The organism is Variovorax sp. 01T439_2, assembly GCF_056398445.1.
The window spans coordinates 1-11709 of the sequence record NZ_JBFTPJ010000085.1; the positions used below are offsets into that span (position 1 = coordinate 1).

Consider the following 11709-nt stretch of genomic DNA (forward strand, 5'->3'; position numbering starts at 1 on the left):
CCGCCAATGCCGCGACCGAGGCCGCCAAGAAGAACGAAGCGCCGAAGCAATAACCCGGGTGTTCATTCACCCAGCAAAAAGCCGCCTGGTGGCGGCTTTTTGCATGGGGGCTCGGAACAACGCCGCGCCGCGATCACACGTCCAGCCAGGGCGAGCCTTCCGACGCGCTGGCCGTGAGCATCTCGGCCTCGTGCCCGCCGAGGGCTTCGGCCATCAGGCGCCGCACGATGTCGGGGCGGTTGTTCTGCTCGCTCAGATGGGCCGCGACCACGTGGCGCAGGCCGTCGTGGCGCACCGCGCGTGCGATTTCCGCGGCCGCATCGTTCGACAGGTGTCCGTGCCTGCCGCCAACGCGCAGCTTCAGGAAGGCCGGATAGGCCGAATTGGCCAGCAGTTCGCTGTCGTGGTTGAACTCGAGCAGCAGCGCATGCACGCCGCTCAGGCGGGCCAGCACATGCGCGGTGGCATGGCCCAGGTCGGTCAGCACGCCCAGCGTGCGCGCGCCGTCGGAGCAGCGAAGCTGCAGCGGCTCGCGCGCATCGTGCGGCACGGTGAAGGGCCGCACCGCGATGTCGCCGACCGCGAATTCGGCATCGTCGCGCGCGAGGTTGAGCCGGCCTTCGAAATCGCGGGCCCCGGTGGCGAGCCAGGTGCCTTCGCTCATCCAGACGGGAATGCGGCTGCGCCGCGACAGCGAGTGGGCGCAGCCGATGTGGTCGCCGTGCTCGTGGGTGATGAAGACCGCGTCGATGTCGCTGGCCGCGAGGCCGGCCTTGGCAAGCCGAATATCGAGTTGCCGCAGGCCGAAGCCGCAGTCGACCAGGAGCCGCGAAGTGCGCCCGCCGCTGGTGGATTCCACCAGCGCGGCATTGCCCGTGCTGCCGCTGCCGAGGCTTCGGAAGCGGAGCATGCGGCTTACTTCAGGTCGTCCGCGATGACCTGGACGATGCGCTGCGCGTTCGCCGAGGTTTCGGGCGCGCCGTTCGCGTTCAGCACCGAGACCGTGGTGCTCTCGCCCTGGCCGCCCTTCACGAGGATGCGGAACTTGATCGGTGCTTCGTTCTTCTCGGAGCTGCCGAACAGCTTGCCGAAGAAGCCGGGCTCCTTCTTGTCGGGGTTCGGGGTCACGTAGCGCACGTAGTAGATGCCGGCGCTGCGGTCGCGGTCTTCCACGGTGAAGCCGGTGCGGTCGAGCGCCAGGCCCACGCGGCGCCATGCACGGTCGAAGCCTTCGTTGATCTGCACGACCGGCTGGCCGCTCACGTTGGCGACGGTCGCGGTCTTGGAGGGCGCGGTGGTGGCGGCCAGGATCTTCGACTGCTCTTGCGTCACGCCGAGCTTGACCATCAGGCGGCGCAGGAACTCGGTCTCGAGCTCAGGATCGCTCGGACGCGGCTGCCACACGGTCTGGTCCTGGCGGCTGTTGTTGTAGACCTCCTGCATGCCGCGGTGGCTGATGAAGATCTCGGTGCCCGTGGGCGTGCGCTCCAGGCGCGTGCGGAAGCGGTCGAGCTCGCCGGTCGAGTAGACCGAGTCGACCAGCTTGCCCAGCGTGCCGCGGATGATGTCCTGCGGCAGCTTGGCGCGGTTCTCGGCCCAGTCGGTTTCCATGATGCCGAGGTTGCGCTGCTCGGTGGTCAGGAGGAAGCCGCTTTCCTGCCAGAAGTCCTTCACCGGATCCCAGAGCTGGTCGGGCGAGCGGTTGATGACGATCCAGCGCTGCGTGCCCGAGCGCTCCATGCGCACGTCGCCGATGTTGGCCACCGCGGTGGGAATGCCCGGCGCATTGGCGGCACCGGCCTGGTAGGCGTTGGCCGTGACCGCACCGCCCGGCACCGCATAGCGGTTCTCGCGCGAGAGCTGCGACAGGTCGGGCGGGACTTCGAGCGTGGGGGCCTTGCCGGCGCTCTTGTAGTCGATCTTGTCGCTCTCGAGAACGGAGCAGGCGGCGAGGCTGACAACGAGGGTGGCCAGCAGTGCAGCTCGCGAAATGTGCGAAAGGTTCTTCAACGTCGTCTTCCTTGTTGGAATGGGTTCGGTCAATCTGTGGGCCGCTTTGCCCGCACTCTCTGAGCACGGTTCAGGCAAAAGGTTGCGTAACCTCGATGCGGCAGGGGAAAGCGATGGGAGGTGTCGGGAAGAAAAGCGGGGAGGATCAGCCCTTGAGCAGGCCGGTGGCGCGCAAGGCAGCCTCGACCACGGGCCGGTTCGTTTCCGCCAGCTCGGTGAGCGGCAGCCGCAATGCGCCGCCGCACAGCCCGAGCCTGGACATGGCCCACTTCAGCGGGATCGGGTTGGGCTCCACGAACAGGTGGCGGTGCAGCGGCATCAGCTCGAACTGGATCTGCATCGCGCGGCGTACATCGCCTGCGATGGCCGCAACGCACAGCTCGTGCATCTTGCGCGGCGCGATGTTGGCCGTGACGCTGATGTTGCCCTGGCCGCCGCAGAGCATGAGGGCGACTGCAGTGGGGTCGTCGCCCGAATAGACGGCAAAGTTCTTGGGCAGGTCGCGGATGAGCCATTGCGCGCGCTCGATGTTGCCGGTGGCTTCCTTGATGCCGATGATGCCCGGCACCTGCGCGAGGCGCAGCACGGTGTCGTGCGCCATATCGGCCACGGTGCGGCCCGGCACGTTGTACAGCACGGTGGGCAGGTCGCCCACGGCTTCGGCGATGGCCTTGAAGTGCTGGTACTGGCCTTCCTGCGTCGGCTTGTTGTAGTAGGGCACGACCTGCAGCTGCGAATCGGCGCCCACGCCCTTGGCGAACTTGGCGAGCTCGATGGCTTCCTTGGTCGAGTTGGCGCCGCAGCCGGCCATCACGGGCACGCGGCCCTTGGCCTGCTCGACCGCCACGCGGATGATCTCGCAATGCTCTTCCACGTCGACCGTGGGCGATTCGCCGGTGGTGCCGACCACGCCGAGGCAATCGGTGCCTTCGTCGATGTGCCAGTCGATCAGCCGGCGAAGGGCGGGGTAGTCGACACTGCCGTCGTCGTGCATCGGCGTGGCGAGAGCGACGATGCTGCCTGTCAGTTGCTCCAAGGGGAATCTCTCTGTCGGGTGGACGAAAGCGCCGATTCTACTGACTCCGGCATTCCCGGAAACGGCTGCCCCGGCGGGCTCAGTTTCCCTGCAGCAGATGGCGTGGGGGCTGGCCCGCGTCGGCATCGCCGGCGCGGATGGCCGCGATGCGCTGCACGAAGCGCGCCGGTTCGGCAACAAAGCCGTCCTCGTAGGCCACCACGCGCAAATCCTTGCATGCGGCCAGCAGTTCGCCGGGCTGCAGCAGGAAGTCGGGGCGCGAGGGCTTGCCCACCGTCTCGTTGCCGGCCGCGAAGGTTTCGTAGAGCAGGACGCCACCGGGCGCGACCGCGGCCACGATGTCCGCCATGCGCGGACGCCACAGGTAGTTGGTGACGACCACCGCGCCGAAGGCCTGGCCCGCGAACGGCCAGGGGCCGGACTCGATGTCGGCGGTCAGCACGCGGCCGAAGGCGCCCGCGGCCTCGGCGGCTTCCGCCGAGCGGTCCACGCCCGTCGCCGCATGCCCGCGCGCCGCGAACCACCCCATGTGCCGTCCATGGCCGCAAGCCACGTCGAGCACGGTGGCGCCAGGGGCGAGCAGGTGCGACCACCGCACGATCCATTCCGACGGCGCGGTTCCGCCATGCGAAGGCGCTACATCTTTCATAGCAATCATCAGAAGCAGGACCAGACCTGGTCGACCAGCGTGACCAGGAAATCCGGGTGCACGTAGAGCACAAAGACGCCGCCCAGCGCCGCCAGCGCGGCGACCAGCCAGCCGGCATGCAGGAGGTGGTGGCGCATCTGCGGAGTCATGGGGCCATTGTCCACGGCCAGGGTCAGCCGGGCATGGCGGCCGGCCGGCCGCCGCGCGCGATGGCGCTTTCCTTCACCGGCAGGTTGATCAGCGCCGCGAACACGCCCAGCGCGATCGCGATGTACCAGACGATGTCGTAGCTGCCCGTGGTGTCGTACAGGTAGCCGCCCAGCCAGACGCCGATGAACGAGCCGACCTGGTGGCTCAGGAACACGAAGCCGCTGAGCATCGACAGGTGCGCCACGCCGAAGATGCCCGCGATGATCGCGTTGGTGGCGGGTACCGTCGACAGCCAGAGAAAGCCCATGGCCGCCGAGAACACGTACACGCTGAGCGGCGAAATGGGCGCCAGGAGGAACAGCGCGATCGAGACCGCCCGCGCAAAGTAGATGGCCGCCAGGATCTTGCGCTTGGCCAGCTTCTGGCCCAGCAGCCCGACCGTGTAGGTGCCGAACACGTTGAAGAGCCCGATCAGCGCCAGCGCGTAGCCCGCCACCTCGGCCGGCAGGCGCTGGTCGCGCAGGTAGGTCGGCATGTGGATGCCGATGAAGGCGAGCTGGAAGCCGCAGACGAAATACCCCGCCATCAGCAGCCCGAAGCTCGGGTAGCGGAAGGCCTCGCCCACCGCCTGCAGCACCGACTGGTCGCGGTGCCCGGCGAGCGCGCCGCGCTGCGGTTCGCGCAGGCCGAAGGCCAGCGGCATGATCACCAGCGCCAGCATCGCCACCGCCGCGAGCGCGCTCTGCCAGCCCAGCTGCCTGATCAAGAGCCCCTCGATCGGCGCCAGCAGGAACTGCCCGAACGAGCCGGCCGCCGCCGCCACGCCCATGGCCCAGGAGCGCCGCTCGGCCGGGATCTGGCGCCCGATCACGCCGTAGACGACCGCATAGGTGGTGCCGGCCTGCGCCGCGCCGATCAGCACGCCGGCGCTCAGCGTGAACAGCAGCGGCGTGGGCGAATACGCCATGCCCAGCAGGCCCAGCGCATAGAAGGCCGTGCCGGCGATCAGCACCCGGAAGGCGCCGAAGCGATCCGCCACCATGCCCGCGAACRCGCCGAAGATGCCCCACGACAGGTTCTGCACGGCCAGCGCGAACGAGAAGGTCTGGCGGCTCCAGTCCTGCGCCTGCGTGATCGGCTGCAGCCAGAGGCCGAAGCCGTGGCGGATGCCCATGGAGAGCGTGACGATCATGGCGCCGCAGATCAGCACCTGCTTGATCGAGAGAGTGGGGGAAGAGGCTTGCATGGCGTCGAATGTAGCGACTGGCCACTTTGGCAGGTGCGCTGGCGGCCAAGGCCATTGATGATTTGTGGCGCCGGCTTTGATGCGCAGCACGCATCAAAGCCCGCGCCCTGCCGTGAACGCGCCGCGTGCCTGTATGGGTATCCAGTTGTTTGGCGGCGACTGACTACAATCCGCCCCCATGGCGACTCCCCCCAAGACTCCCCCCAGTTCATCGTCCGCGTCCTCCGGGTACTCGGAAGGCTCCATCCGCGTGCTCAAGGGCCTGGAGCCCGTGAAGCAGCGCCCGGGCATGTACACCCGGACCGACAACCCGCTGCACGTCATCCAGGAAGTGCTCGACAACGCCGCTGACGAGGCGCTGGCGGGCCACGGCAAGAAGATCAAGGTCACGCTGCATGCCGACAACTCGGTCAGCGTCGAGGACGACGGCCGCGGCATTCCCTTCGGCCTGCACCCCGAAGAAAAGGCCCCGGTGGTCGAGCTCGTGTACACCCGGCTGCACGCCGGCGGCAAGTTCGACAAGGGCTCGGGCGGCGCCTACAGCTTCTCGGGCGGCCTGCACGGCGTGGGCGTGTCGGTGACCAATGCGCTGTCCAAGCGGCTCGAAGTCACGACCCACCGCGAAGGCTCGGTCGCCAGGCTGGCCTTCAGCGGCGGCGACGTGATCGAGCCGCTGCAGGTGCGCAAGCTCGAAGCCGGCGAGCGCAAGCAGGGCACCACCGTGCGCGCCTGGCCCGACGCCAAGTATTTCGAGACCGCCGCGCTGCCGATGGCCGAGCTCACCCACCTCTTGCGCAGCAAGGCCGTGCTGATGCCGGGCGTGAGCGTCACGCTCACGGTCGAGAAGACCAAGGAAACCCAGCAGTGGCTCTACAAGGGCGGCCTGAGCGACTACCTGATGCAGACGCTCAACGGCGACCCCGTGATCCCGCTGTTCGAAGGCAGCGGCCACGCCGACAAGAACGCCGACAACTTCGCCGAGGGCGAGGGCGCCGACTGGTGCGTGGCCTTCACCGAAGATGGCCAGCCGGTGCGCGAGAGCTACGTCAACCTGATTCCCACCAGCGCCGGCGGCACGCACGAGAGCGGCCTGCGCGACGGCCTGTTCACCGCGGTGAAGGGCTTCATCGAGCTGCACTCGCTGCTGCCCAAGGGCGTGAAGCTGCTGCCCGAGGACGTCTTCGCACGCGCCTCGTACGTGCTGAGCGCCAAGGTGCTCGACCCCCAGTTCCAGGGCCAGATCAAGGAACGCCTCAATTCGCGCGATGCCGTGCGCCTGGTGTCGAGCTTCGTGCGTCCGGCGCTCGAGCTCTGGCTCAACCAGCACGTCGACTACGGCCGCAGGCTCGCCGAACTGGCCATCAAGGCCGCGCAGACGCGCCAGCGCGCCGGCCAGAAGGTCGAGAAGCGCAAGGGCTCCGGCGTGGCCGTGCTGCCCGGCAAGCTGACCGATTGCGAGAGCAAGGACATCAGCCACAACGAAGTCTTCCTGGTCGAGGGCGACTCCGCCGGCGGCAGCGCCAAGATGGGCCGCGACAAGGAAAGCCAGGCCATCCTGCCGCTGCGCGGCAAGGTGCTCAACACCTGGGAAGTGGAGCGCGACCGGCTGTTCGCCAACACCGAAATCCACGACATCTCGGTGGCCGTGGGCGTCGATCCGCACGGCCCCACCGATTCGCCCGACATGAGCGGCCTGCGCTACGGCAAGATCTGCATCCTCTCGGATGCCGACGTGGACGGCTCGCACATCCAGGTGCTGCTGCTCACGCTGTTCTTCCGCCACTTTCCGAAACTCATCGAAGCCGGCCACGTGTATGTCGCAAAGCCGCCGCTGTTCCGCGTCGATGCGCCTGCGCGCGGCAAGAAGCCGGCCTCCAAGGTCTATGCGCTCGACGAGGGCGAACTCACGGCCACGCTCGACAAATTGCGTAAAGATGGCGTGCGCGAAGGCGCCTGGAGCATCAGCCGCTTCAAGGGCCTGGGCGAAATGAGCGCGGAACAATTGTGGGAAACCACGCTCAATCCCGATACCCGGCGCCTGATGAAGGTGCAATTGGGGCGCTTCGACTTCAGCTCCACCCAGGGCGAGATCACCAAGCTCATGGGCAAGGGCGAGGCAGCCGCCCGGCGCGAACTGATGGAACTGCGCGCCGACGATGTCGACATCGATGTTTGACCACCCTCGTGAAAATTCCAGATTTCATGCGTCCGTTGCTCCTGGCCCTGCTGCTGTGCGCGCAGCAGGGGCTCGCGCACGCCGCTGACGTCTACGGGTACATCGACAGCAAGGGCGTGGCGCACTTCGCGTCGGAAAAGATCGACGAGCGCTACCAGGTCTTCTTTCGCCGCGGCCAGAGCTTCGACACCGCGCAGGGCCTGGCGCCGTTCGCGCGCGGCGGGCGCAAGCTCGATGGAAAGGTGCCGCAGGCCTCGCAGACCCTGCTGGCGCTGTTCGAGGCCTCGCCAAGCTACAAGACCGCCAAGGCCGCGCTGCGCGATGCGTCGAACAAGCATTCGATCGACTACGAATTGCTGCAGGCGCTGATCGCCACCGAATCGGGCTTCGATGCCCAGGCCGTTTCGCCCAAGGGCGCGATGGGGCTCATGCAGCTCATGCCGGCCACCGCGCAGCGCTATGGCGTCGCAGCCGACAAGCGCAGCACCATCGAGAAGAAGCTGTTCGACCCGCGCATCAACATTGCCGCGGGCTCGCGCTACCTGCGCGACCTGATCGCGATGTTCCCAGGCCAGATCGAGCTGGCGCTCGCTGCCTACAACGCGGGCGAGGGCGCGGTGCAGCGTGCGGGCAACAAGATCCCCAACTACAAGGAAACGCAGAACTACGTGCAGACCGTGCTGCAGCTCTACGCCTACCTCAAGCCGTCGGCCGGGGGCTCGGCCATGGCGGGCGGCGGCGCGCGCGGCGGCAAGGCGCCGGGGCGCATCCGCATGGAACTCACGGTGCCCAAGGGCGGCGCCCTGGGCCGCGGCAACATGCCGCCCGGCTCGCCGGGCGCCATGCCGGCCATGCCCGATGCGCCCGAGCCATCGGCGGTGCCGGACAGCGGCTCGGACGCGCCGGTGTCCTGATGGCCCGCCCCGTCTTTCTCCGCCGATGAAGGAGCCCTTCTTCATGCACCGCCGAAGCTTCGTCCTTGCGACCGCCGCCTGCGCGGTGGCCGGTGCCGCGCGCGCGCAGCACGCGGCCACGCACGACACGCTGCCGCCGGCGCCTTCGTCGAAGGAGCCCTATGCGCGGCTGCAGGGCGGCGTTCCGCACCACATGACGCCCGAGCAGGAAGCACAGCGCGTCACCGACAGCCCCGCACCGGCCGGCCCGCAGGGGCGCTGGGAGCAGCGCGCGGCCTTGCCCATTCCGCGCAGCGAGATGGCCTGGGCCGCCGCGGCGCAAGGGCGCATGCACGTGGTCGGCGGCTATGGCGAGGGCGCGGTCAACCGCGACTACCACCACATCTACGACCCCAAGGCCGACCGCTGGCTCGACGGCGCACCGCTGCCGCGCGGCGCCAACCACGTGGCGGTGGCGGCCGATGGCGACCGGATCTACGCCCTGGGCGGGTTCGTCGAGCAGAACCGCCGCTCCGACACCAACGCCTACGTCTACGAGATCGCGGCCAACCGCTGGAGCGCCATCGCACCGCTGCCACGACCGCGCGGCGCCGCGGCCGCGGTGATGCAGGGCGGCGTGCTGCACCTGATCGGCGGCGCCTCCGAGCCTGCCGCCGAACGCTCGAGCGTGGGCTGGCACGAGGTCTACGACCCCAAGGCGGACCGCTGGTCCTCCGCCAAGCCGCTGCCCGGTGCGCGCGATCACGTGGGCTGCGTGGCGCACGGCGGCCAGATCCACGTGATCGGCGGGCGCTTCAACACCTTCGAATACAACACCGACCTGCACCACGTCTACCTGCCTGCGCGCGACACCTGGGAGCTGCGTGCGCCGCTGCCCACGGCGCGCTCGGGCCACGGCCTCGTGGTGTACCGCGGCCGCTTCTTCGCGATGGGCGGGGAGGGCGGCTTCCTGGTGGGCGGCGTGCCGCGCCAGGCCAGGGTGTTCGGCCAGATGGAGAGCTACGATCCCGTGGCCGACAGCTGGCAGCGCCATGCGCCGATGCCCACGCCGCGCCATGCGGTGGGCGCCGCGGTGATCGGCGACTGGATCTACGTGGCCGGCGGCGGCGCGGTGCTCGGCGGCGCCGTGCAGTCCGCAGTGCACGAGGCTTTCACACTAGGCTGAACGCGCAAGCGCACGGCCCGCAACTGTTTCTCTTTCTCTCTTCTCCATGGACGACTCCCAACCTCCGCTCGATCTCCAGGGTCCCACCGACGGCGACACCACCCTCACACTGGCCGACTACGCACAGACCGCCTACCTCGAATACGCGCTCAGCGTGGTCAAGGGCCGCGCACTGCCCGACGTGTCCGACGGCCAGAAGCCGGTGCAGCGGCGCATCCTGTATTCGATGTCGCGCATGGGCCTGGGCTTCGGCGGCGCCAACGGCACCGTGGGCGCCAAGCCGGTCAAGAGCGCGCGCGTGGTCGGCGACGTGCTCGGCCGCTTCCACYCGCACAGCGACCAGGCCGCCTACGACGCGCTGGTGCGCATGGCGCAGGATTTTTCGCAGCGCTATCCCCTGGTCGACGGCCAGGGCAACTTCGGCAGCCGCGACGGCGACGGCGCCGCGGCCATGCGCTACACCGAGGCGCGCCTGGCCCGCATCACCAGCCTGCTGCTCGACGAGATCGACGAAGGCACGGTCGACTTCATCCCCAACTACGACGGCAGCACCGAGGAGCCGCGCCTTCTGCCCGCGCGGCTGCCCTTCACGCTGCTCAACGGCGCGAGCGGCATCGCGGTCGGCCTGGCCACCGAGATCCCGAGCCACAACCTGCGCGAGATTGCCGATGCCTGCGTGGCGCTGATCAAGTCGAACGGCAAGCTCAGCGACGAGGAACTGCTGCAGATCGTGCCCGGTCCCGACTACCCGGGCGGCGCGCAGATCATCAGCGGCCCGGCCGACATCGCCGACGCCTACCGCACCGGCCGCGGCTCGCTCAAGGTGCGCGCGCGCTGGAAGATCGAGGACCTCGCGCGCGGCCAGTGGCAGCTGGTGGTCAACGAGCTGCCGCCGGGCGTCAGCACGCAGAAGGTGCTCGAGGAAATCGAGGAAATCACCAATCCGAAGGTCAAGGCCGGCAAGAAGGCGCTCTCCGCCGACCAGACCCAGCTCAAGGCCGCGATGCTCTCGGTGCTCGACGTGGTGCGCGACGAGTCCAGCAAGGACGCCGCGGTGCGCCTGGTGTTCGAGCCCAAGACCTCGCGCATCAGCCAGGACGGGGCATCGACGGCAAGCCCACGCAGAAGTCGCTGCGCCAGATGCTCAACGAGTGGATCGCGTTCCGCGAGGTCACCGTCGAGAAGCGCTCGCGGTTCCGCCTGAACAAGGTGATGGACCGCATCCACATCCTCGAGGGGCGGCAGCTGGTGCTGCTCAACATCGACGAGGTGATCGCGATCATCCGCGCGGCCGAGGACCCGAAGGCCGCGCTCATCGCGCGCTTCACTCTCAGCGAGCGGCAGGCCGAGGACATCCTTGAAATCCGCCTGCGCCAGCTCGCGCGGCTCGAAGCCATCAAGATCGAACAGGAGCTCAAGGGCCTGCGCGACGAGCAGAAAAAGCTCGAAGACATCCTCGGCAGCCCGGCCGCGCTGCGCCGCCTGCTGGTGAAGGAAATCGAGGCCGATGCCAAGACCTTCGAAGACCCGCGCCGCACGCTGATCCAGGCCGAGAAGCGCGCCGTGGCCGAAGTGAAGGTGGTCGACGAGCCCGTGACCGTGATCGTCTCGCAGAAGGGCTGGGTCCGCGCGCAGAAGGGCTGGGCGAGCGAGAAGGCCGCCGGCAACGGAGGCACTGCGCCCGAATACAGCTTCAAGTCCGGCGACACGCTCTACGGCGCCTTCGAATGCCGCAGCGTCGACACGCTGCTGGTGTTCGGCTCGGCCAAGGACAAGAGCGTGCGCGTCTACACCGTGCCCGTGGCCTCGCTGCCCGGCGCGCGCGGCGACGGCCAGCCCGTGACCACGCTCATCGAGCTCGATGCCGGCACGCACGTCACGCACTTCTTCGCGGGTCCGGTGGGCGCCAGCGTGCTGCTGGCCAACACCGGCGGCTATGGCTTCATTGCCACCGTCGAGAACATGATGTCGCGCCAGCGCGGCGGCAAGGCCTTCATCGACGTGGGCGAGGGCGAGCAGCTGTGCCGCCCGTCCCTGGTGGGCGGCGCGAGCGGCGCCGAGCCGATGCCGGCCGCCACGCACGTGGCCTGCGCCTCGACCGGCGGCCGCATCCTGACCTTCGACATCGCCGAGCTCAAGAGCCTGCCCAAGGGCGGCCGTGGGCTCACGCTGATCGACCTCGACGCCAAGGACACGCTGGCGGGTGCCGCGGCCTACACGCGCAGCGTGAAGATCGAAGGCATCGGCCGCGGCGGCAAGGAGCGCGATGAAACCCTGGAAATCCGCACGCTCAACAATGCGCGCGGCAGCCGAGCGCGCAAGGGCAAGGCGGCCGACCTCGGCTTCAAGCCGACGAGCATCGT

General features: G+C 68.7%; 9 protein-coding genes and 1 pseudogene. 4 read left to right on the top strand and 6 right to left on the bottom strand.

Features of this window, described 5'->3' with window-relative positions; genetic code table 11:
- Positions 1–133: 133 nt before the first annotated feature.
- The 6 genes from AC1DOC_RS06355 to AC1DOC_RS06380 form a co-directional block, all read right to left on the bottom strand.
- A complete protein-coding gene (locus AC1DOC_RS06355; RefSeq protein ID WP_478079866.1) occupies positions 134–910 on the bottom strand; it encodes an MBL fold metallo-hydrolase in 777 nt (258 codons plus the stop codon).
- A 5-nt stretch (positions 911–915) separates the two neighbouring features.
- On the bottom strand, positions 916–2010 hold the full coding sequence (bamC, locus tag AC1DOC_RS06360) for an outer membrane protein assembly factor BamC (protein ID WP_012748530.1): 1095 nt from the start codon (positions 2008–2010) through the stop codon (positions 916–918).
- A 145-nt stretch (positions 2011–2155) separates the two neighbouring features.
- Positions 2156–3082 (bottom strand): 4-hydroxy-tetrahydrodipicolinate synthase, encoded by a 927-nt coding sequence (gene dapA, locus AC1DOC_RS06365; RefSeq protein ID WP_370880727.1) that lies wholly within the window; start codon positions 3080–3082, stop codon positions 2156–2158.
- A gap of 43 nt (positions 3083–3125) precedes the next feature.
- Complete coding sequence (locus tag AC1DOC_RS06370; protein WP_478079867.1) at positions 3126–3695, bottom strand: class I SAM-dependent methyltransferase; 570 nt, start codon at positions 3693–3695, stop codon at positions 3126–3128.
- Positions 3696–3703: 8 nt separating this feature from the next.
- Positions 3704–3844: a hypothetical protein gene (locus tag AC1DOC_RS06375; protein WP_418145645.1), complete on the bottom strand. Its 141-nt coding sequence runs from the start codon at positions 3842–3844 to the stop codon at positions 3704–3706.
- A 23-nt stretch (positions 3845–3867) separates the two neighbouring features.
- Entirely contained in the window at positions 3868–5091 is a 1224-nt protein-coding gene (locus AC1DOC_RS06380; RefSeq protein WP_478129556.1) for an MFS transporter, read from the bottom strand.
- Between the two features lie 178 nt (positions 5092–5269).
- Here AC1DOC_RS06380 and AC1DOC_RS06385 point away from each other — a divergent pair, with 178 nt between their 5' ends.
- From AC1DOC_RS06385 to parC, 4 genes and pseudogenes are all read left to right on the top strand, one after another.
- Positions 5270–7267 (top strand): DNA topoisomerase IV subunit B, encoded by a 1998-nt coding sequence (locus AC1DOC_RS06385; RefSeq protein ID WP_012748525.1) that lies wholly within the window; start codon positions 5270–5272, stop codon positions 7265–7267.
- A 26-nt stretch (positions 7268–7293) separates the two neighbouring features.
- Positions 7294–8181 (top strand): lytic transglycosylase domain-containing protein, encoded by an 888-nt coding sequence (locus AC1DOC_RS06390; RefSeq protein WP_012748524.1) that lies wholly within the window; start codon positions 7294–7296, stop codon positions 8179–8181.
- A gap of 43 nt (positions 8182–8224) precedes the next feature.
- On the top strand, positions 8225–9346 hold the full coding sequence (locus tag AC1DOC_RS06395; protein ID WP_478084168.1) for a Kelch repeat-containing protein: 1122 nt from the start codon (positions 8225–8227) through the stop codon (positions 9344–9346).
- Between the two features lie 46 nt (positions 9347–9392).
- Positions 9393–11709 (top strand): annotated as a pseudogene (gene parC / locus AC1DOC_RS06400) (DNA topoisomerase IV subunit A); the annotation flags it as partial.